Genomic DNA, 21,553 nt, shown 5'->3' on the forward strand with positions numbered 1-21,553 from the left:
TTTTATTAAGATGATGTTGAAATCAAAACCTTTCACCATGTTTTTCGCTTATAGGCTTGCAACGTAGTGAGTACCAGGTGATTTTATTTATGAGCAGATTCGCAAACGATCTATGTTCCACATCAGGGCTTGCTAAATGAGTGTTATAGTCGTTCCGTAATGCGGCTGGTGCAAGACATGTGTCAAAGCATATTATATTTTTTTCTGGCACTGTAAGAATGTTGGATTTATATTTGTGGCTTTATAAAAGGAGCTCCCAGAATAAAGTAGAAAAGGAGAAAGAAAGATGGCAAAAGAAAAATTAGTAAAAAATATCACATCTCGTGACGAAGATTTCGCACAGTGGTACACAGACGTTGTACGTGAAGCAAATCTTTGTGATTATTCCAGCGTAAAAGGATGCATGAACTACTTACCGAATGGTTATGCGATCTGGGAACTGATCCAGTCAGATCTGGACAGACGTTTTAAAGAAACAGGTGTAGAGAATGTATACCTGCCGGTTCTGATTCCGGAAGAACTTCTTGAAAAAGAAGCAGATCACGTAGAAGGATTTGCACCGGAAGTTGCATGGGTAACACATGGTGGAATGGAGAGATTACAGGAAAGATTATGTATTCGTCCGACATCTGAGACATTATTCTGTGACCTGTGGGCAAAAACAGTAAAATCATACAGAGATCTTCCGAAGGTATGGAACCAGTGGAACTCCGTACTGCGCTGGGAGAAGACAACAAGACCGTTCTTACGTTCCAGAGAATTCTTGTGGCAGGAAGGCCATACACTTCATGCAACATACGAAGAAGCTGAAGAAAGAACAATTCAGATGTGGGAAGTTTATAAGGATTGCTATAAAGAGACAATGGCTATTCCATTCGTAGCAGGAAGAAAGGCAGAACACGAGAAATTCGCAGGAGCAGAAGACACATATACGATTGAAGCACTGATGCATGACGGAAAAGCACTTCAGTCTGCGACAAGTCATTTCTTCGGAAGTGGATTCCCGGATGCATTTGATATTAAATATGTAGATAAAAATAACGAATTACACAGTGCTTATGAGACATCATGGGGATGGTCTACAAGAAGTATCGGAGCACTTATTATGGTTCACGGTGATGACGACGGACTTGTATTACCACCGCATGTCGCACCGGTAGAATGTAGAGTCATTCCAATCGCACAGCACAAAGAAGGCGTTCTGGACAGATCATATGCACTGTTTGATGAGCTGAAAAAAGCAGGATACAGAGTGAAGATTGATGATTCCGACAAGAGCCCGGGATGGAAATTCTCTGAGCAGGAGATCCTCGGAATCCCGACACGTATCGAGATTGGACCAAAAGATATCGAGAAGAATCAGGTTGTGGTTGTACGTCGTGACAATCGTGAGAAGATCGTTGTATCTCTGGATGAGATTGCTGTAAAACTGCGAGAAATCCTTGAACAGGAACAGCAGGATATGTACAACCGCGCAGAAGAGTTCCTGAACAGCCACATCGATACAGCAACAACAATGGACGAAATGGTAGAGAAGTTCAAAGCAAATCGTGGATTTGTTAAAGCCTGCTGGTGCGGAGATCCAGAATGTGAAGGCGAAGTAAAATATCTGACAGGCGGAGCAGCAACCAGATGTCTGATTGAAGATGAAGAATTTATTTCCGACAAATGTATCTATTGTGGAAAACCTGCAAAACAGATGGCATATTGGGGAAAATCTTATTAAAATATAATTGGGGACGGGGATTTTCTAGAAAATCCCCGTCCCCAATTGAAAAAGACCTGTCCCTTTTTAGGAAAGGAGACAGGAATGCCTCGTAAACCAAGGAAGAAAAGTATATCAGATATTTATCATGTAACTAATCGAGGAGTCAATCATTTATCTATATTTGCACAAAACCGAGAAAAAGGACGAATGTTAAATTTGATTCGGGAGAATTGTGACAAATATCATGTGGGCATATATTCTTATTGCATCATGCCCAATCATTTTCACCTTTTAATAAAAGCAAGTTTATCAGATTTATCAGCATTTATGGCTGTTATATCATCAAAATATGCATCATATTATAATTATAAACATAAAAGATCAGGAGTTGTTTTTCAAAATCGTTTTCAAAGCCAGTGCATAGAAGATGCCAATTATTTTTGGAACTGTTTGCGCTATATTCATTTGAATCCCGTAAAGGCAAAATTATGTAAAGATCCAAGATCATATAAATATGGAAGCATGAATGAATTATGTAAAATAAGAAAAAAAGAGATTTTGGATGAAAATGTATATAAAAAAATCAAGGAATTTTTTGGAACAGCAGAGCAGTTCTGGGCGTTTCATAATTTGCCGGATAGTAGTAACAAGCTATTATTTATTGATATAAAGGAAGAAGAATTTGATCAAATGAAAGAGATTGCTGTAGAGATATTAAAAAGTATGTCACAGCAATATAAAGAATCTATGAAGGAAATATTAGAATACTCAGCAATGAGAAACGAATTTGATCGAAAAATAAAAACGGCTCTTAATATTTCACAATGTATGGTGGAAAACATAAGAAAACAAGTGTTAGAAGAAATATATTAGATAATTAGGGACAGGTCTTTTTGAATTGGGGACGGGGATTTTCTGGAAAAACCCCGTCCCCAATTCAAAAATGTGGTATGATAAAATGGAATGTGGATAAGTGGAGGTAAAAATGTGGAATATTTAGAATTACAATTACCAGAGAATGTGCAGAAGATTATCACTACATTGCAGATGTATGGTTATGAAGCGTATGCAGTTGGTGGGTGTGTAAGAGATTCACTTTTAAATAGAACGCCGGGTGACTGGGACATCACAACATCTGCGATGCCCGGAGAGACAAAAGCTTTATTTGATAAAACATTTGACACAGGGATTGAACACGGTACAGTGACGGTTGTATTTGGCAGAGAGGGATATGAAGTTACAACGTACCGGATTGACGGGGAATATACCGACAGCAGACATCCGAGGGAAGTGACGTTTACAAGAAGCCTGAAAGAGGATTTGCTGCGCAGAGATTTTACAATCAATGCAATGGCATACAATGATAAAGACGGACTGATTGATATTTTCGGAGGAAAAGAGGATCTGCAAAGGAAATGTATCCGGTGCGTGGGAAATGCCAAAGAACGTTTCAGCGAAGATGCACTCAGAATCTTGCGAGGTGTGCGTTTTGCGGCACAGCTGGGATTTGATATTTCAGAAGATACAAAAGAAGGTATGCGTGAGCTGGCACCAACACTTAGAAATATCAGTGCGGAACGGATACAGGTGGAGCTTGTGAAGATGCTCACTTCCGACCGACCGGAGTTACTTAAAATGGCATGGGAATTGAAAATTACACAGATATTTCTGCCAGAATTTGATCGTATGATGGAAACGATACAGGAGACACCGCACCATATGTATAACGTGGGTGAACATACACTGCATGCGATGAAAAATGTACGTGCAGATAAGATACTGCGTTTGACTATGCTTTTACACGACACAGGAAAACCAGCTCTAAAAACGATGGATGCAAATGGAGTTGCACATTTTAAAAAACATGCGGCAGAGAGTGAGAAAATTGCCGGACGTGTATTAAAGCGCCTGAAATTCGACAATGATACATTGCGTAAAGTGACAAAACTTGTAAAATATCACGATTACCGCATGGAAGCAACGGAAAAAAATGTGCGGCGCGCGATGAATATTATAGGTGAAGAATTATTTCCATATTATATGGAAGTAAGGCGTGCGGATGTACTTGCGCAGAGCCTGTACAAAAGAGAAGAAAAAATACAGAATCTGGACGAAATAGAAGAGTTATACCGGAAAATTGTCGCACTTGGGCAGTGTGTATCTTTGAAAACACTGGCAGTAAACGGAAGTGATTTGATTGCAGCAGGAATGAAGCCGGGTAAAAAAATTGGAGAAAAATTAGAAGAATTGCTGGAACTTGTAATTGACGATCCGGATATGAATACAAAAGAAAAGTTATTCCAATATTTGGGATAACTAAGTGTATAAATGTGTGAATAAGTAAGTGGATAAAGTAACCAAAAGGGGACGGGGATTTTCTAGAAAATCCCCGTCCCCTTTTGGTATATTCACGCCTGCTTTTACATACATTTAGAAAGAATATGATATGTAAAGTGCAGGGGATAGATATGCAGGAGTTAGAACAAAATGTGTTAGAACAATATAATATGGAGATAAGCAGCACCCGCAAGATCAGGGGTGCTGTTTTATGCGATACAAATCGGGGATGGTTTCTGCTTAAAGAAGTGTCGCTGACCGCAAACCGGATTCCTGCACTCTGTGAATTATATGAATATCTGAGAACGGAAGGATACACTCATTTGGATCATATAGAAATGAACAGGGAAGGCGGGCATATTACAGAAATGGAAAATGGGGAGAAATATATATTGAAGCGCTGGTGTGATGGAAAAGAATGCGAAATACGCCGATCAGAAGAACTGGTGGAGGCGTCGGCAGAGCTTGCAAAGCTTCATCTCCTTCTTCAGCATCCTATGGAAAATAAATGCGGACAGGCGGAACATCTGGTGAAAATATATGAAAAGCATGACAGAGAACTGAAAAAAGTGCGCCGTTTTATCAGAAAGGTGCCTGTGAAAGGAGAGTTTGAATGTACATTCCTGGAAGCTTTCGACAGTATGTATGAATGGGCGCAGGCGGCAACGGAAAAGCTTGGCAATTCAGACTATGAGAAACTTAGAAATGACTGCTTTCTCACGGGCAAGATGATTCATGGGGAATACAATTATCATAATATACTGATGTGCCGGGATATGCGCAGCAGCAAGGTCGCTGCGATCACTAATTTCGAAAAGTTTCATCAGGATGTGCAGGTGGAAGATTTGTATTATTTTCTCAGAAAAACAATGGAGAAAAATGGATGGAAAGAACGTTTTGCAGATGCAGTGTTAAATGCGTATTCAGCGATCCGTCCAATTAGTCCGGATGAAATGGATTATCTGCGCGTCCGGCTTATGTATCCGGAAAAATTCTGGAAAGTTGCGAGTGTGTACTATCATTCAAATAAGGCGTGGATGTCTGTAAAAAATGTTGAGAAATTGCAGACGGCAGTGATGCAGATGAAACAGAAAAAGAAGTTTTTAAAAGCTGTTTTTAATGAACCAGTACAGGGGCTTTAAAAGAGACTTTCAGAAAACTGTAAAAAAGTGTGAAAATGCCGGAAAATGGGCATTTTCTGGATGAAATTCCTTGACAAACAATAAGAAAACAGGTATAACAGTAACTAAAGGCGGTTGGCGCGGGGACGTGAAAACCGATGACAGAATAGAATAAATAAGGGATTCTATAGTTAAACAAGAGGAGGAAAATTATCCATGAACAAAACAGAATTAGTAGCAGCAATCGCTGACGCAGCAGAATTATCTAAAAAAGATTCCGAGAAAGCTTTAAAAGCATTTGTTGATGTTGTTACAGAAGAGCTGAAAAAAGAGCATAAAATCCAGTTAGTTGGTTTTGGTACATTTGAAGTAAGCAAGAGAGCTGCAAGAGAGGGTAGAAATCCTCAGACAGGTAAGACAATGAAGATTGAGGCTTGCAAAGCTCCAAAATTCAAAGCTGGTAAGGCTTTAAAAGATGCTGTTAATGCATAATCAGTAATAGTAGTGGATTATAACGGAGTGTCTTGCGCTGTGGCGTCAGGCACTCCTTTTGTTATGGCGATGAGGAAACGCAGTCTGCCTATAAAACAATACCTTTCAGACTATCTACAGTTTGGGTGAAAGCACTTTAACATTATGAAGAAAACCTTCAATAATGTAATGAAATATTCGTTAATTGTATTATTAATTAAAAGAGATCGTACAAGAAGAACAATAATAATTTATCACATACAAAATGAAATTACAGATATCATATTTTTTCAGCTAAATATAGAAAAAAGTGGTGTGCAGAAATCTTAAACAAAATAGGTAAGTTGCATGTAGCAGAGTGTGAAGGTATATAGAAAATTTATTTCCTGAGAAAAATTTCGAGGAGAAGAAAAACATGAGATTAGACAAATTTTTAAAAGTATCCCGCCTGATCAAGCGCAGAACCGTGGCGAATGAAGCATGTGATGCGGGACGTGTGCTTGTCAACGGGAATGTTGCGAAAGCATCCGTGAAAGTTAAAGTCGGAGATATTATCGAGATCCAGTTCGGTACGAAGACAGTTAAAGTAGAAGTCCTGGCAATTCAGGAGACAACGAAGAAAGAAGAAGCAAAAGAACTGTTTAAATATTTATAAAATGTCATATTTTATCCTGATCTTTCATAAAATTATTTTAGTCGGAGGAGACGCTTGCTTCTATGAATAAATGGCGGGCAATAAATATGGCCTGGAGGAAATGCCAATTCCGGTTAAGATAAATGCTCCGCAGGAATGTGCAGCAATTTTCTTAGGTGAATGTTAACAGTGTTTATCAGAAGCGTATGCAGCTCCTGCGTGTCCGGCTCGATTAAGAAAGGTTGGGATACAGATGGAAGAAAGAACAACGGTATCGAAAAATCATAAACTGGTTGTAAATAACCGGAAGACAAGTCTGGTGACAGGTGTGTTGGATGTGTTGTCTTTTGATCTGAATGAAGTGTTTCTGGAGACGGAACAGGGAATGCTTATGGTCAAAGGGAGCGATCTGCATGTGAACCGGCTGAATCTGGAAAAAGGCGAGGTGGATCTGTCCGGGACGATAGACAGCATCGCTTATTCGGATGTACAGTCGGCGGTCAGCAGAGGCGAGAATATTTTTGCAAAATTGTTCCGGTAACGCATGCCACAGATTCGGGAAGAAGTCGTGATTTTTCTTGCTGCACTGCTTACTGGGATGATCGTGCGGTTGGTTTATATCGGACTGAATGTGTTCCGTCAAATTGTCAGACATAATCTTCGCATTATGGAGAGTGAAGACCTGATTTTCTGGATTGGATCTGCATTTTATATCTTTGTGCAGAATTACCACACAAATAATGGTAGCATGAGATGGTATTGCATACTAGGTGTGGTAGGAGGCGCGATTCTTATATCAATCCTGTATACTCATCTAAAAAAAGTGCAAAAAAAAATCTACACACGCAAGAAAAATAAATGCCCTTAAAAACTTGCGAAATGTCCGAAAAACATTTATCATATATAAGTAATTAAGGGAAAAGCCTGGGTGGGACCGGGCAAAAGGGTGAGTATATAATTATGAATGCAAAGAGACAAAAGAGACGCGTGAGCTTTGGGCAGAGAAGGCGTGTCAGAACACACAAGAGAAGCATGATTGCAATTGGAACTGTGCTGGTGCTGATGATCATTACACTGACCGTAAGTGGAATGTCACTTAAGGCAAAGGAACAGCAGAGTATTGCAAGAGAAACAAAGTTAGAAGAACAGATCAAACAGGAGAAAGCACGGACTGCACAGATCGAAGATATGGAGAAGTATGCAGATACCGATGCATATGTAGAAGAGATTGCACGTGAGAAGCTACATCTCGTACATAAGAATGAGATCATATTTAAAGCCAAATAAAAGATACAGATGATAAGCTTTGGGAAAATTCCCAAAGCTTTTTCAGTTATGGCGACGAGGCAAATGCGCCATGCTTGCATGGTAGCATTTGCCGACCGCTAATCAGCGAATAAAACTTGCAGCGCGTGTTTTATCGCTGATTTATTGCTGGCATTACAATTATAAAAGGGGAGATAAGGGTGGAAGAATTAAAAGAAAAAGGAGCATTTTCCAATCCGTATGTGATGCAGATGGACAAATTTGCAGATTCGCTGGTTCATTTATCCAGAACATTCTTTACACTGGAAGGGTATAAGGGAACATTTTCAAGAGAGGAACTGGAAACAATGTTTTCCAGAGTGACGGAGCAGGTATGCGAAAATTGTGAGAACCGGGAAGAATGTCTGGGCGAGAAAAAGATCCAGACATATCAGCGTATGTACGACATCCTGTGTGCAGTGGAGAAATACGGTGCGGAAATCAATATTGAATTAAAAAGAAAACTTCAGAAACAGTGCGTGATGGCACCTCGTTTTCTGCGGGAGACATTGGAAGCATTTGAAAATGCAAAACAGCAGCTCATATGGAACAATCGGATGGTGCAGAACCGGGAAGGCTATGCAGGACAGCTGCAGAGCTTTGCGAAAATGATCCAGTATACGACAAGAGAACTGGAGGCAAGTATTTTTGAGGATCGGCATCTGGAAAAGAAATTAAAAAATCACTTGAAAAAACAGAACATTAAAATGATGTCGGCAGTATTCTATATTACCCCGCAGGGAAAATATGAAGTACATTTAAGTGTAAAAGCGCCGAAGGGGCAGTGTATTGCGACAAAAGAGCTTGCACACGAAGTGGGGAAATGTCTGGGACGCCCGATGATTCCGGGGCAGAATGAGCGCCCGATTCTCGGAAATGAATATGCGTCCATCGCCTGTGTGGAAGGGGCAAAATACCAGACGATACAGGGAGTTGCCAGAATCGGCAAAGAAGGCGAGAGTATTTCAGGAGATACATTTTTGATGACAGATCTTCCGGGTGGTAAGAAAGGTATTGCCCTGTCAGATGGCATGGGTTCCGGGGAAGAAGCATTCCGGGACAGTACAATGGTTGTGGAAATGTTGGAAGAACTTCTGGAGGCAGGATTCCCGGTCAATACAGCAATCCAGATGATGAACACGGCGCTTGTAATCGGAAGAGAAGAGGTGCGTTTTTCCACGGTGGATGTCAGTTTGTTTGATCTGTATGATGGAACATGCGAGATTGTAAAAGCAGGCGCGTCAACGACATTTATCAAGAGAAAGGACAAAGTGGAAATGATTCGCTCTACATCCCTGCCAATCGGAGTCCTTGCGGATATTGAAACAGATCAGGAAAAACTGGAACTGGAATCCGGCGATATGGTGATTATGGTGACGGATGGAGTACTGGATATGCTGACGGTAGGCGAGCAGGACACAATTATGTGTACGCTGATCGAACAGTCTTCGCTTGTAAATCCAAAAGAATTTGCCAATTATCTTCTTGGACAGGCGCTGGAATGGGGACAGTCACTTCCGGGGGACGATATGACGATCATTGTGACAGGCATCTGGAAACTGTAAGAGGGAAAAAACGGTGCAGCCCTTGTAAAACTTGCAATTTTCAGCAAAATTATATATATTAAAAATGATATCATAAAACAATTTTTAGATATCATGGATGGAGAATTTGCTCCGAATTTAAAATAGCAGGAAAACAAAGGATATAAGAAAATGTATCAGAAAGTAAAAGCATATGTGAAGAAATGGCATATGCTTCAAAAAGAAGACAGTGTTATTGCAGGTATATCGGGAGGCGCCGATTCGGTATGCCTTCTTTTCATGCTGCTAAAGCTGCAAAAGGAACTGGGATTTGCCCTAATGGCAGTGCACGTAAATCATGGCATCCGCGGTGCAGAAGCAGAACGCGATGAAGCTTATGTGAAGCGGCTGTGCAGACAATGGAATGTCCGGCTGAAAGTGTACCGGGAAAATGTGCCGGCATATGCGAAGGAACATGGTATGACCGAAGAAGAGGCTGGAAGAGATATACGGCGTACTTGTTTCTGTAAAGTATTAAAAGAGTGGGGTGGAACGAAGATCGCCCTGGCGCATCATGAAAATGACAATGTGGAGACACTGCTCTGGAATCTGTGCAGGGGTACCGGTATCCGAGGTTTGGGAGGAATCGCGCCGGTAAATGATGTGTGGATAAGACCACTGCTCTGCGTAAAAAGGCGGGAGATTGAATCATATCTGAAAAAGCGGGGAATATCTTATTGTACAGACACGACAAATGCAGACCGCAGGTACATGAGAAACCGTATCCGGATGGACGTTATCCCGTATCTGGAAGACTGCGTGAATACGGAGAGTGTTTCGCACATGGGAAAGACGATGGAGCGGATGTATGAACTGGAGCAATATATATTAGAAGAAGTCGGGCAGTATAAAGAGAGCTGTACTGGCTGGAAGAATGGTAGACGGATCATTCGCCAGACAGAATATACAAAGATCCCGAAGGCACTCCGGGATAATGTCTTACATGAGATTTTATGTGAGACAGCAGGCAGACGCAAAGACATTGAAGAAGTGCATGTACAGATGCTGCGGGATTTATTTACAAAACAGGTCGGCAAAAGGATCGATCTGCCTTACGGGGTGACAGCAATCCGCACATATGAAGGTGTCCGGTTTGAAAAAAATATACCTGAAGCGTCTTATGCCGGAGACGAAAATGAATTATTTTCCATTCGTGTATTTGACAGAGAGCCTGGAAATGTAACATTTCCAGAAAAAATATACACGAAATGGTTTGACTATGATATAATTAAAAATACTGTAAAAATAAGACATCGAATAGCTGGCGACTCCATTGTGATCAACAGATACGGAGGCAGGAAAAAGCTGAAACAGTACTTCACAGACCAGAAGGTTCCGCAGGAAGACAGAGATAAGATCTGGATCGCAGCGGACGGAGATGAAGTGCTGTGGATCGTCGGTTACAGGCAGAGCCAGAAATACCAGATTACAGAGAAGACAACGAAGATATTAGAAATACAATATTACGGAGGAGAAGAAAATGGCAGAGACAATTAAAGTTATGATTTCTGAAGAAGATGTAGAGAAGAGAATCCAGGAACTGGGAAAACAGATCAGTGAAGCATATGCAGGAAAACAGGTGCATCTGATCTGCGTGCTGAAGGGCGGAGTGTTCTTCATGTGTGAACTTGCAAAGAGAATTACGGTTCCGGTTTCCATGGATTTTATGAGCGTAAGCAGTTACGGAGACGGAACATCCTCAAGTGGTGTTGTTAAGATCGCAAAAGACCTGGATGAGTCTCTGGAAGGAAAAGACGTTCTGGTTGTAGAAGATATCATTGATTCCGGACGTACCTTATATTATCTGCTTGAGATCTTAAAGAAGAGAAATCCAAACAGCATGAAGCTGTGTACGCTTCTGGATAAACCGGACAGACGTGTGCGCGACGTAAAAGTAGATTATGTCGGTTTTGAGATTCCGGATGAATTTGTGGTTGGATACGGTCTGGATTATGCACAGAAATACAGAAATCTTCCATATGTTGGTGTAGTAGAAGGCGTAGAATAAAAAAGGAGGATGAGCCGGTGACAGATAATAAAAAGAACAGAGGACTGAGTGGAATTACTCTGTTCCTGTTTGTACTTATTGTACTTGGCGCACTTTGGTTTACAAATACACTGGATAGCAAGGAGAGTCAGTTGAGCCGACAGAAATTTGAAAAACTGATCACCAGTGAAAAAGTAGACAGTGTGACGATAACACAGAATAAAAACGTTCCGACCGGAAGCGTGGAAGTGCAGTTAAAGAACAAGAAAAACGGAGAAAATGAGAAGAACTACTTATATGTATCTGATGTAAATGAGATCCAGAAATATCTGGACAAAGCAAAGATTGATTATGAGATGTCGGATGTTCCGAGAGATAACTGGTTTGCAACAACGATTTTCCCGGTATTGCTTACGATGGCTGGATTTTTCCTGATCTTTATGATGATGAACCGTCAGGGCGGCGGTGCAAATTCCAAAGCGATGAGTTTTGGGAAAAGCCGTGCAAGACTCAGCACAGAGCAGGATAAGAAAATTACGTTTGCACAGGTGGCAGGATTACAGGAGGAAAAAGAAGATCTGGAAGAGATTGTTGATTTCTTAAAATCCCCGAAGAAATATATCCAGGTTGGCGCAAGAATCCCGAAAGGTGTACTTCTTGTGGGACCTCCGGGAACCGGTAAGACTCTGCTTGCCAAGGCAGTCGCCGGAGAAGCAAAAGTACCATTTTTCACAATTTCCGGTTCAGATTTTGTGGAAATGTTTGTCGGCGTAGGAGCATCCCGTGTGCGTGATCTTTTTGAAGAAGCTAAGAAGAACGCACCGTGTATTATTTTCATTGATGAGATCGATGCCGTGGCAAGAAGCCGTGGAACCGGTATGGGCGGCGGACATGACGAGAGAGAACAGACATTGAACCAGTTACTGGTAGAGATGGATGGATTTGGCGTAAATGAAGGAATTATCGTAATGGCTGCGACAAACCGTGTAGATATTTTGGACCGTGCGATCTTACGTCCGGGACGATTTGACCGTAAAGTTATGGTTGGAAGACCGGATGTAAAGGGACGTGAGGAGATCCTGAAAGTCCATGCCAAAGGTAAACCGCTCAGTGAAGAGATTGATCTGAAACAGATTGCGCAGACAACAGCGGGATTTACAGGAGCAGACCTGGAGAATCTTCTGAACGAAGCGGCAATCCTTGCGGCGAAAGACGAGAGAATTTACCTGAAACAGGATGACATTAAGAGAGCATTTGTCAAAGTCGGAATTGGTGCGGAGAAGAAGAGCCATATCATTTCCGAAAAAGAGAAGAAGATTACAGCTTATCATGAGGCGGGACATGCGATCCTGTTCCATGTACTGCCGGATGTCGGACCGGTTTACAGCGTGTCTATCATCCCGACCGGAGGAGCCGGCGGTTATACAATGCCGCTTCCGGAACGTGATGAGATGTATAATACAAAAGGCAAGATGCTGCAGGATATTACGGTATCGCTTGGCGGACGTGTAGCAGAAGAAGAGGTGTTTGACGACATTACAACCGGAGCTTCGCAGGATATCAAACAGGCAACGGGTCTGGCAAAATCCATGGTTGTAAAGTTTGGTATGTCTGATGAGATCGGACTGGTAAGTTATGATAATGAAAACGATGAAGTATTTATCGGACGCGACCTGGCACACACATCCAGAGGTTATGGCGAGAGTGTTGCAACTGTGATTGATAAGGAAGTAAAGCGTATCATTGATGAATGCTATGCCAGAGCAAAACAGATCATTGAGGAGCATGAGGATGTACTTCATGCATGTGCAGAGCTTCTTCTGGAAAAGGAGAAAATCTCAAGGGAAGAGTTTGAAGCATTATTTCACGATGAACCAGTGGAAGCGTAGCAATCGGAACCGGCAGAAGGAAAGGACGACAGAACATGAATAAGCAGGCTTTATTTTGTGACGGAACAGCGAGGTATGTGTGTCCGTTGGAACCGGAAGTGGGGGAAACAGTTACACTTAAGTTCCGGGCGGCAAAAGAAGATAATATACAGATAAGGCTGGCGATCAATAACGAATTATATACGATGGAAAGTGAACGCACCTATGGTGCGTTCACTTATTACCGGGCAGAATGGAAACTGAAAGATGGGATGACTTCCTATTATTTTGAGATTCAGGATGGTGAGGAAGTCTGGTATTACAATCGAAGCGGGCTCACGGATGGGCGGATTCCATATTATGATTTTCGTCTGGCTCCGGGATTTTCCACGCCGGATTGGGCAAAAGGCGCAGTTATTTATCAGATTTATACGGATCGTTTTTATAACGGCGATCCGGAAAATGATGTGGAGACAAGAGAGTATTTCTATATTGGCGATTACAGCAGCAAAGTAACGGACTGGAACAAATATCCGGCGGCGATGGGAGTCCGGGAATTTTACGGTGGTGATCTGCAGGGAGTGATTGACAAACTGGACTATTTACAGGATCTGGGAGTGGAAGTACTGTATTTCAATCCACTTTTTGTTTCTCCTTCGAATCATAAATACGACATCCAGGATTATGATTATATTGATCCGCATTTTGGAAAAATCGTTGAAGATGGCGGCGAACTGCTTTCGCCCGGCGAGAAATCGAATAAAAAAGCAACGAAATATCAGAAACGTACGACTTCCTTTGCAAATCTGGAAGCAAGCAACGAATTATTTATAAAACTGGTAGAAGAGCTGCATCGCCGCGGTATGAAGATTATTCTGGACGGTGTCTTCAATCACTGTGGATCATTTAATAAATGGATGGATCGGGAGTGCATTTACGAGAGGCAGAAAGGCTATGCTCCGGGAGCATATATTTCCAGAGAAAGTCCGTATCATGATTATTTCCGGTTCTTCTCAGATGAGGAAAAAGACTGGCCATATAATGGAAAATACGATGGCTGGTGGGGGCATGATACTTTGCCAAAATTAAATTATGAGGAATCGGTGAAACTTGAGAATTATATTTTAAATACGGGACGCAAATGGGTGTCGCCGCCGTACAATGTGGATGGCTGGAGACTGGATGTAGCAGCGGATCTCGGACGAAGCAACGAGTACAATCATCAATTCTGGAAGAAATTCCGTGAAGTGGTAAAAAATGCGAATCCAGATGCGATTATTCTGGCAGAGCATTACGGAGATCCGAGAGAATGGCTCGGAGGCGATGAATGGGATACCGTTATGAATTATGATGCATTTATGGAGCCAATCACCTGGTTCCTGACCGGAATGGAAAAGCACAGTGATGAGATGCGTGAAGAGCTCCGCGGAAATGCAGATAACTTTACTAGAGCGATGACGTATCATATGGCAAATATGATGGTGCCATCCCTTCTGACATCCATGAATGAATTGTCCAATCACGATCATTCGAGATTTTTAACGCGTACGAATCATATGGTTGGCCGTGTTGCCGAACTGGGACCGGAAGCGGCGAATGAATTTGTTAATCCGGCTGTAATGCGCGAAGCGGTTGTCTTCCAGATGACGTGGATCGGGGCGCCAACGGTATACTATGGCGACGAGGCTGGTGTCTGTGGATTTACAGATCCGGATAACCGACGAACCTATCCGTGGGGACATGAAGATCAGCAGATGCTGGGATTCCATAAAGAAATGATCCGCATACACAAGGAGCATGAAGCGCTGCGGACAGGAGCTGTAGTTATGCTGCACTGTGAGAAAAATATACTGGCTTACGGCAGATTTACAGAAGAAGAGCAGATTATTGTGATTCTGAATAACCGGAGCGAACTTGCAGAAGTAACGGTTCCGGTATGGAAGGCGGAAGTGCCAGTGAAAACAAATATGAGACGGCTGATGTATTCTTACAAGGATGGATATACAACGGAATATGAGAAATATCTTGTCAGGGACGGCGAACTGGTGGTGAATATGGGAGCGTATTCGGCGTTAGTTGTCGAAACGATAGACGAAATGGGGACGGGGATTTTCTAGAAAATCCCCGTCCCCATTTCAAGTAGTTATCCACAGGCTGATTTCAGCGTTTTCCCGATGAAAATGTGGATTACTTTGTCAATACTTCAGCCCCATCTTCTGTGATGAGCACCATATATTCAATTTGGGCAGATAGACCGTCGTCAATGGTAAAAACTGTCCAGCCATTATCTTCGTCTACGAAGAAATCCGGGCTACCTTCGTTGATCATCGGCTCGATTGTAAACATCATACCTGGGACGAGAACCATCTCGCTTCCCTTTGGTGCGACATAGCATACGAAAGGATCTTCGTGGAATTCCAGACCGATTCCGTGTCCACCGATTTCTTCTACGACAGAGTAACCATTCTTCTGTGCATGACGGTTGATCGCAAAAGCGATATCGCCCAAATGTCCCCATGGTTTTGCTTCTTTTAATCCGAGTTCTACACATTCTTTTGTGACACGGACGATCTTTTCTGCTTCCGGGGACACATTTCCAATCGTAAACATACGGGATGCATCAGAAAAATAACCATCTAATATAGTAGAAACATCTACATTGATAATATCGCCTTCTTCCAGAATCTCATTTTCATCCGGGATACCATGGCAGATGACATTGTTGATAGAAGTGCATACACTCTTCGGGAACCCTTCGTAATTTAACGGAGCCGGAATGCCGCCATGTTCGGTTGTAAAATCATAAACCAGCTTATCGATCTCAGCAGTGCTCATGCCTGCATGGATGTGCGCGGCAACGTGGTCTAACACGGCTGTATTAAGATCTGCACTTTTTCGGATCGCAGCAATCTGCTCCGGTGTTTTTAAAAGAGAACGATCCGGTACAATCTGTCCCTTTGCTGCGAGGGACCATAATTTCACATCTAATTTATCCACATTAAATACCTGCTTTCTGTAAAATATTTAGAACTGTATTTTATTATAGCACCTTTTTGGTAATTTGGTATCCTCCATTGCGTAGATGATAAAAATCATGTATAATTTTAAAATGATTGGTTATTTTGCAAATATATACTTTACAAAAGTGTAATTGTGAAAGGATGATGAATATGTTTAGATTAGGTATGCTTACCAGTGGTGGAGATTGTCAGGCGTTAAATGCAGCAATGCGCGGCGTTGTAAAGACACTCTGCGAGAAACGTGATGATGTAGAGATTTATGGATTTCAAGATGGATATAAAGGTTTGATCTATTCAAATTTTAAGATGCTGACAGCAAAGGACTTTTCCGGAATCCTGACAATGGGTGGAACGATCCTGGGAACATCCCGCCAGCCATTCAAATTAATGCGTGTTCCGGATGAGAATGGGCTAGACAAGGTGGAGGCTATGAAACACACGTATCATAAGCTGAACTTGGACTGTCTTGTGATCTTAGGTGGCAATGGCACACATAAGTCTGCAAATATGCTGAGAGAAGAAGGGCTGAATGTAGTCACACTCCCAAAGACGATCGACAATGATCTCTGGGGAACGGATATGACATTTGGTTTCCAGAGTGCGGTAGACATTGCGACGGATACGATCGACCGGATCCATACGACTGCAACATCCCACAGCCGTGTATTTATCGTGGAAGTTATGGGACACAAGGTTGGCTGGGTGACACTTCATGCGGGTATTGCAGGAGGAGCGGATATTATTCTGCTTCCGGAGATCCCTTATGATATTGATGTGATCGCAGAAGCAATCAATAAGAGAGGAAAAGCCGGAAAACATTTCACGATCATTGCGGTTGCAGAAGGTGCGATTTCCAAAGAAGATGCGAAACTTTCCAAGAAGGACCTGAAAGCAAAAAAAGCAAAAGAAAAGTATCCGTCTGTTGCGTACGAACTGGCAGAGAAAGTGCAGAAGAAGACGGATCAGGAAGTCCGTATTACAGTGCCAGGACATACACAGCGAGGAGGTTCTCCGTGCGCTTATGACCGTGTGCTTGCAACAAGACTCGGTGCGGCGGCAGCAGAGGCAATTCTGGACAGCGATTTCGGCAATATGCTTGGAGTTAAAAATAACAAGATTGTCCGTATCCCACTGGCAGAGGTGGCTGGTAAATTAAAATACGTGGATCCAGAATCTGAGATCGTGCATGAAGCAAAACTTGCCGGTATCAGTTTTGGTGATGAATAGATAAATGACAGATAAACAGGGAGTGTAAATAAATGTCTTATATGGCATTGTATCGTAAATTCCGGCCGGATGAATTTGAAGATGTTAAAGGTCAGGATGCGATTGTTAAGACTTTAAAAAATCAAATAAAAGCAGACCGTATCGGTCATGCATATCTGTTTTGTGGGACAAGAGGAACCGGTAAAACAACGGTTGCCAAAATATTTGCAAAAGCAGTAAACTGCGAACATCCGGTAGACGGAAGTCCATGCGGAGAATGTAGTATGTGCAAGGCAATCAGTGCCGGCAATTCCATGAATGTAATCGAGATTGATGCGGCATCGAACAACGGTGTGGATAATATCCGTGAGATCCGTGAGGAAGTTGCTTACAGACCAACTGAAGGACGCTACAAAGTTTATATTATCGACGAAGTGCATATGCTTTCGATCGGCGCTTTCAATGCACTTTTGAAAACGCTGGAAGAACCGCCGGAGTATGTTATTTTTATTTTAGCGACAACAGAAGCGCATAAGATACCGATTACGATTTTAAGCCGCTGCCAGCGGTATGATTTTAAGCGGATTTCCATAGATACGATTGCCGGACGGCTCCGGGAGCTGATCAATAAGGAAGGCTGGGACGTGGAAGAAAAAGCAGTGCGGTATCTGGCGCGGATGGCAGATGGTTCTATGCGAGATTCCTTAAGTCTCCTGGATCAGTGTGCGGCTTTTTACATTGGAGAGAAGCTGACATATGACCATGTGCTGGAGGTGCTTGGCGCTGTCGATACCGAGGTGTTCAGCAAGCTTCTGCGCAGACTGCTGGACATGGATGTGCATGCAGTGATCGAGACAGTGGAAGAACTGACGATGCAGGGCCGCGAGCTGTCGCAGCTTGCAGCTGATTTCACATGGTATTTGAGAAATCTGTTACTTGTGCGCTGTTCAGATGACATGGAAGATGTGCTGGATGTTTCTACGGAGAATCTTGCACGTCTGAAGGAAGAAGCGCAGATGATCGATAACGATACACTGATCCGTTATATCCGTGTATTTTCTGATCTTACGAATCAGTTAAAATTTGCAACACAGAAGCGAGTGTTGCTGGAAGTTGCGTTGATCAAGTTATGCAAACCGGCGATGGAGACGAGTCAGGATGCACTTTTGGACCGCATCCGCGCCGTGGAAAAACGTCTGGATGAAGGCGTGGTAGTTGCAAATACGCCGGTAGCAGCTTACCGGATGCCGGTATCGGATACTTCTGCAGCACAGGAGAAGAAGCCAGAGCTTCCGAAAGCACTGAATGAAGATGTGAAAGCGGTTGCTGCAGATTTTCGGATGATCGCCAATGATGCATCTCCGATGCTGCGTAACTTTCTTAAGCGGGCAAGGCTCAGTGCAGGTGAAGGCAACCGGCTTATGATTGTACTTCCGGATGAAATGAGTGCAGATATGGTTGGCTCGGATGCACATAAAGCAGAGATAAAAGAGCTTATTTCGGAGAAGATTGGCAAAGATGTCGAGATCGATGTACGGCATGTAGAAGAAGGACATAGGTTTGAAGACCAGTTTGTGGATATTGAGAGCCTGATACACATGGATATAACAGTTGAGGACGAATGATACTTAAATATCAGGTTTTAGGTTTTTTATCAACTTGAACTTGTTTATGAGTGGATGAAAGATTTTGAAAACTGCCCAGTATATGTATAAAAGTGGGATTGAGATTCTACGACATATAAATGGTAGGGAAAAGTGTGAGAATGCGGAATACGGAACCGCTCGCAGATATTATAATTAGAATTATATACAACAGATAGACTGATAATTACAAATTTTATTACAAAACAGGAGGATTTTAATCATGGCAAAAAGAGGTGGATTCCCAGGCGGCGGAATGCCGGGAAATATGGCAAATCTGATGAAGCAGGCACAGAAGATGCAGCGTCAGATGGAAGAACAGGCAAAAGAGATGGAAACAAAAGAATTTACAGCAACAGCAGGTGGCGGAGCTGTGGAGGCAACAGTTTCCGGTTCCAAAAAAATTGTGAAACTGAAACTGGATGAAGAAGCAGTAGATCCGGATGACGTGGAGATGCTTGAAGACTTGATCGTTGCGGCTGTCAATGAAGCACTTGAGAAAGTAGATGCAGAGTCTGCTTCTGCAATGTCCAAATTTACAGGCGGAATGGGCGGCGGAATGCCGGGATTATTCTAATACGGGAATGGTGAGCAGAAGATGGATTACTACAGTAACCAGATAAGCAAACTGATCGAAGCCTTATCCTGTCTGCCTGGAATTGGTACGAAGTCGGCGGCAAGGCTTGCATTTCACTTGATCCATATGCCAAAGGAAGATGTACAGAAACTGGCAGATACAATGGTGGAAGCAAGACAGAATGTCAGATATTGCGCAGAGTGCTACACACTGACTGATCAGGAACTCTGCCCAATCTGCAGTAATAGAAACAGGGATCATAAGACGATTATGGTTGTGGAAAATACAAGAGATTTGGCAGCTTATGAAAAGACGGGAAAATACAACGGGGTTTATCATGTCCTGCATGGAGCGATTTCACCAATGCTTGGTATCGGTCCGGAAGATATTAAACTGAAAGAGCTGATCAAACGACTGGAAGGCGATGTGGAAGAAGTGATCATCGCGACCAATTCCAGCCTGGAAGGTGAGACAACAGCGATGTATATCAGCAAATTGATCAAACCGATCGGCGTGAAAGTCAGCCGGATCGCCAGTGGTGTTCCGGTAGGCGGAGATCTGGAATATATTGATGAAGTGACATTGCTCCGAGCGCTGGAAGGCAGAACGGAATTATAAAGTAAAAGGGGACGGGGATTTTCTAGAAAAGCCCCGTCCCCTTTTAAAGAGTGTGGAAGGATGTGTGGAAAACTATGGGAAAACGTAAAGTGACATCTATGGATATCGCAAAAGCTGCCGGAGTGTCGCAGTCGACCGTTTCAATGGTATTAAATAAAAAATATAATGTGTCTTTTTCAAAAGAGACTGTGGAAAAAGTTGAGCGTGTGGCGAAAGAATTGGGATATGTTCCGCAGAAACGTAAACACCGCAAAGAAAGTAAGAAAGAAAAACTTCTGGTTGTATTTTGCTCCAATCTTACAAATCCATACTATGTAATGCTTCTGCAAGGGATTGAATCGCGAGCGAAAGAGCAGGGATTCGGACTGTTTGTCTGCAATACGCAGCGTGATTTGCATATGGAAGAACGATATCTGAAAATGATGTGGGAATTAAAGCCACTTGGCATTATTTATACATGTAATCCGAGTCATTGTTTTATGGAACTGGTAGAAGAATTGTCAAGATCGATTCCGGTTGCAATCATCAATAACCAGAATGAACGGCTGAATGTAGATGCTGTGGAACTGGACAATTCCAAACTGGGACGCATGATGGCAGAACATCTCCTTGAACTGGGACACCGGAAGGTGGCATATGTGGCGCCGCCATTGACGACCAGGCAGAAACAGCGGTCAAAACGTGTGGAAGGATTTTTGAATGGATTTGCGGAAAAAGGTCTGAAAGACCAGGTCATCATCAAAGCGGCGAGAGAAGAAATTGATCTGGATGTGGCACATATTGATTCGGAGTATAAGATTGGTTACGAGCTGACACGTGAGCTCCTGAAAGAATCGCCGGAAGTGACGGCCATTGTTGGCCTGAACGATATGATCGCCTTTGGCATTCTCGATGCACTGCACGAAGCGAAACTTAAAGTGCCGGGAGATATGTCTGTGATGGGATGCGATAATACATTATTTGCCCGGATGCACAAAGTAGATCTTACGACTATTGAACATTTTGTAATATTCAAAGGAAGGGATGCATGCGATATTATTATGAAGAAAATCGCATCTCACAATACGAAATATTCGGACATTGAGCCAATCAGTACCTATCATGTCGAATATGAACCGCAACTGATCGTGCGCGGAACAACATCTTACCCACGGGAAATAAAACGTAGGCGCAGGTAGGTGCTACATATAGAAATAAAGAGTGGGAACGGATAAATCTTACATACAGAAATAAAGAACAAGAATAAGTGAGCTTTGTGTGTGGGAATAAGGCAGGGAGTTGGGTGAAATCTGCATGCAGAATTATGGATAAAAATAAATTACAGATGGAAAATTAATATATTTTCGAAAATTATTATTAATAATATGGCATCGACAAAGTAGCATGGCATGAAAACAACAGAAAATAAAAGAATATCGAAAAAATATCGTAACAATTTTACAAGAAATTAAAAAATATTAACTAATATAACGTAT

The 21,553-nt window shown here is 42.4% G+C and carries 20 protein-coding genes; 19 read left to right on the forward strand and 1 reads right to left on the reverse strand.

Annotated elements, in window-relative coordinates; all coding sequences use genetic code 11:
* Nucleotides 1-286 precede the first annotated feature (286 nt).
* The 14 genes from proS (at nucleotide 287) to DWY31_RS10660 (ending at nucleotide 15,131) form a co-directional block, all read left to right on the forward strand.
* Nucleotides 287-1,726, forward strand: a complete 1,440-nt coding sequence (gene proS, locus DWY31_RS10595; protein WP_117537895.1) for a proline--tRNA ligase — start codon at nucleotides 287-289, stop codon at nucleotides 1,724-1,726.
* An 84-nt stretch (nucleotides 1,727-1,810) separates the two neighbouring features.
* Entirely contained in the window at nucleotides 1,811-2,581 is a 771-nt protein-coding gene (locus DWY31_RS10600; protein ID WP_118520490.1) for an REP-associated tyrosine transposase, read from the forward strand.
* A 114-nt stretch (nucleotides 2,582-2,695) separates the two neighbouring features.
* Nucleotides 2,696-4,024: a CCA tRNA nucleotidyltransferase gene (locus DWY31_RS10605; protein ID WP_118520492.1), complete on the forward strand. Its 1,329-nt coding sequence runs from the start codon at nucleotides 2,696-2,698 to the stop codon at nucleotides 4,022-4,024.
* A 152-nt stretch (nucleotides 4,025-4,176) separates the two neighbouring features.
* A complete protein-coding gene (locus tag DWY31_RS10610; RefSeq protein ID WP_118520494.1) occupies nucleotides 4,177-5,187 on the forward strand; it encodes a MarR family transcriptional regulator in 1,011 nt (336 codons plus the stop codon).
* A 195-nt stretch (nucleotides 5,188-5,382) separates the two neighbouring features.
* On the forward strand, nucleotides 5,383-5,658 hold the full coding sequence (locus DWY31_RS10615; RefSeq protein WP_021860640.1) for an HU family DNA-binding protein: 276 nt from the start codon (nucleotides 5,383-5,385) through the stop codon (nucleotides 5,656-5,658).
* 394 nt (nucleotides 5,659-6,052) lie between these two features.
* Nucleotides 6,053-6,292 carry an RNA-binding S4 domain-containing protein gene (locus DWY31_RS10620; protein WP_021860641.1) on the forward strand — a complete coding sequence of 80 codons (240 nt, stop codon included), beginning with the start codon at nucleotides 6,053-6,055 and terminating at the stop codon, nucleotides 6,290-6,292.
* Between the two features lie 232 nt (nucleotides 6,293-6,524).
* Complete coding sequence (gene yabP, locus DWY31_RS10625) at nucleotides 6,525-6,812, forward strand: sporulation protein YabP (protein WP_021860642.1); 288 nt, start codon at nucleotides 6,525-6,527, stop codon at nucleotides 6,810-6,812.
* 3 nt (nucleotides 6,813-6,815) lie between these two features.
* A complete protein-coding gene (gene yabQ, locus DWY31_RS14555) occupies nucleotides 6,816-7,139 on the forward strand; it encodes a spore cortex biosynthesis protein YabQ (RefSeq protein WP_117537893.1) in 324 nt (107 codons plus the stop codon).
* A 92-nt stretch (nucleotides 7,140-7,231) separates the two neighbouring features.
* The gene (locus tag DWY31_RS10635; RefSeq protein WP_021860643.1) at nucleotides 7,232-7,558 is read left to right on the forward strand and encodes an FtsB family cell division protein; all 327 of its coding nucleotides are present in this window, start codon (nucleotides 7,232-7,234) and stop codon (nucleotides 7,556-7,558) included.
* Between the two features lie 179 nt (nucleotides 7,559-7,737).
* A complete protein-coding gene (locus DWY31_RS10640; RefSeq protein WP_118520496.1) occupies nucleotides 7,738-9,141 on the forward strand; it encodes a SpoIIE family protein phosphatase in 1,404 nt (467 codons plus the stop codon).
* A 150-nt stretch (nucleotides 9,142-9,291) separates the two neighbouring features.
* The gene (gene tilS, locus DWY31_RS10645; protein ID WP_118520498.1) at nucleotides 9,292-10,656 is read left to right on the forward strand and encodes a tRNA lysidine(34) synthetase TilS; all 1,365 of its coding nucleotides are present in this window, start codon (nucleotides 9,292-9,294) and stop codon (nucleotides 10,654-10,656) included.
* Nucleotides 10,640-11,167, forward strand: coding sequence for a hypoxanthine phosphoribosyltransferase (gene hpt / locus DWY31_RS10650; protein WP_118520500.1), 528 nt, complete (start codon nucleotides 10,640-10,642; stop codon nucleotides 11,165-11,167). Before tilS ends, hpt begins: the two co-directional genes overlap by 17 nt.
* Nucleotides 11,168-11,184: 17 nt before the next feature.
* On the forward strand, nucleotides 11,185-13,035 hold the full coding sequence (ftsH, locus tag DWY31_RS10655; RefSeq protein WP_117537889.1) for an ATP-dependent zinc metalloprotease FtsH: 1,851 nt from the start codon (nucleotides 11,185-11,187) through the stop codon (nucleotides 13,033-13,035).
* 35 nt (nucleotides 13,036-13,070) lie between these two features.
* Nucleotides 13,071-15,131, forward strand: a complete 2,061-nt coding sequence (locus tag DWY31_RS10660) for a glycoside hydrolase family 13 protein (RefSeq protein WP_118520502.1) — start codon at nucleotides 13,071-13,073, stop codon at nucleotides 15,129-15,131.
* A gap of 70 nt (nucleotides 15,132-15,201) precedes the next feature.
* On the opposite strand, the gene map is transcribed toward DWY31_RS10660, so the two are convergent.
* A complete protein-coding gene (gene map / locus DWY31_RS10665) occupies nucleotides 15,202-16,011 on the reverse strand; it encodes a type I methionyl aminopeptidase (RefSeq protein WP_021859870.1) in 810 nt (269 codons plus the stop codon).
* Nucleotides 16,012-16,184: 173 nt separating this feature from the next.
* Between map and DWY31_RS10670 the strand changes: the two genes are divergently transcribed.
* The 5 genes from DWY31_RS10670 to DWY31_RS10690 all read left to right on the forward strand — a co-directional run bounded on the left by DWY31_RS10670 (nucleotide 16,185) and on the right by DWY31_RS10690 (nucleotide 21,256).
* Entirely contained in the window at nucleotides 16,185-17,261 is a 1,077-nt protein-coding gene (locus tag DWY31_RS10670; protein ID WP_118288324.1) for a 6-phosphofructokinase, read from the forward strand.
* Between the two features lie 32 nt (nucleotides 17,262-17,293).
* The gene (dnaX, locus tag DWY31_RS10675) at nucleotides 17,294-18,865 is read left to right on the forward strand and encodes a DNA polymerase III subunit gamma/tau (RefSeq protein ID WP_118520504.1); all 1,572 of its coding nucleotides are present in this window, start codon (nucleotides 17,294-17,296) and stop codon (nucleotides 18,863-18,865) included.
* 241 nt (nucleotides 18,866-19,106) lie between these two features.
* Nucleotides 19,107-19,460: a YbaB/EbfC family nucleoid-associated protein gene (locus DWY31_RS10680; RefSeq protein WP_021859873.1), complete on the forward strand. Its 354-nt coding sequence runs from the start codon at nucleotides 19,107-19,109 to the stop codon at nucleotides 19,458-19,460.
* A gap of 21 nt (nucleotides 19,461-19,481) precedes the next feature.
* Complete coding sequence (gene recR / locus DWY31_RS10685; protein ID WP_021859874.1) at nucleotides 19,482-20,078, forward strand: recombination mediator RecR; 597 nt, start codon at nucleotides 19,482-19,484, stop codon at nucleotides 20,076-20,078.
* Nucleotides 20,079-20,152: 74 nt separating this feature from the next.
* Nucleotides 20,153-21,256 carry a LacI family DNA-binding transcriptional regulator gene (locus tag DWY31_RS10690; protein ID WP_117537884.1) on the forward strand — a complete coding sequence of 368 codons (1,104 nt, stop codon included), beginning with the start codon at nucleotides 20,153-20,155 and terminating at the stop codon, nucleotides 21,254-21,256.
* The last annotated feature ends 297 nt before the right edge of the window (nucleotides 21,257-21,553 follow it).

The sequence above is a fragment of the Dorea sp. AF24-7LB genome, assembly GCF_003478575.1.
GTDB classification, from domain to species: Bacteria; Bacillota; Clostridia; order Lachnospirales; family Lachnospiraceae; genus Dorea_D; species Dorea_D hominis.

Excerpts from the sequence above, each read along its gene's own strand:
- dnaX (WP_118520504.1), top strand. The coding sequence starts at position 17,294 with ATGTCTTATATGGCATTGTATCGTAAATTCCGGCCGGATGAATTTGAA.
- DWY31_RS10620 (WP_021860641.1), top strand. The coding sequence starts at position 6,053 with ATGAGATTAGACAAATTTTTAAAAGTATCCCGCCTGATCAAGCGCAGA.
- recR (WP_021859874.1), top strand. The coding sequence starts at position 19,482 with ATGGATTACTACAGTAACCAGATAAGCAAACTGATCGAAGCCTTATCC.
- DWY31_RS10660 (WP_118520502.1), top strand. The coding sequence starts at position 13,071 with ATGAATAAGCAGGCTTTATTTTGTGACGGAACAGCGAGGTATGTGTGT.
- DWY31_RS10680 (WP_021859873.1), top strand. The coding sequence starts at position 19,107 with ATGGCAAAAAGAGGTGGATTCCCAGGCGGCGGAATGCCGGGAAATATG.
- DWY31_RS10635 (WP_021860643.1), top strand. The coding sequence starts at position 7,232 with ATGAATGCAAAGAGACAAAAGAGACGCGTGAGCTTTGGGCAGAGAAGG.
- DWY31_RS10600 (WP_118520490.1), top strand. The coding sequence starts at position 1,811 with ATGCCTCGTAAACCAAGGAAGAAAAGTATATCAGATATTTATCATGTA.
- hpt (WP_118520500.1), top strand. The coding sequence starts at position 10,640 with ATGGCAGAGACAATTAAAGTTATGATTTCTGAAGAAGATGTAGAGAAG.
- DWY31_RS10615 (WP_021860640.1), top strand. The coding sequence starts at position 5,383 with ATGAACAAAACAGAATTAGTAGCAGCAATCGCTGACGCAGCAGAATTA.
- DWY31_RS10690 (WP_117537884.1), top strand. The coding sequence starts at position 20,153 with ATGGGAAAACGTAAAGTGACATCTATGGATATCGCAAAAGCTGCCGGA.
- DWY31_RS10670 (WP_118288324.1), top strand. The coding sequence starts at position 16,185 with ATGTTTAGATTAGGTATGCTTACCAGTGGTGGAGATTGTCAGGCGTTA.
- proS (WP_117537895.1), top strand. The coding sequence starts at position 287 with ATGGCAAAAGAAAAATTAGTAAAAAATATCACATCTCGTGACGAAGAT.
- DWY31_RS10610 (WP_118520494.1), top strand. The coding sequence starts at position 4,177 with ATGCAGGAGTTAGAACAAAATGTGTTAGAACAATATAATATGGAGATA.
- yabQ (WP_117537893.1), top strand. The coding sequence starts at position 6,816 with ATGCCACAGATTCGGGAAGAAGTCGTGATTTTTCTTGCTGCACTGCTT.
- yabP (WP_021860642.1), top strand. The coding sequence starts at position 6,525 with ATGGAAGAAAGAACAACGGTATCGAAAAATCATAAACTGGTTGTAAAT.
- tilS (WP_118520498.1), top strand. The coding sequence starts at position 9,292 with ATGTATCAGAAAGTAAAAGCATATGTGAAGAAATGGCATATGCTTCAA.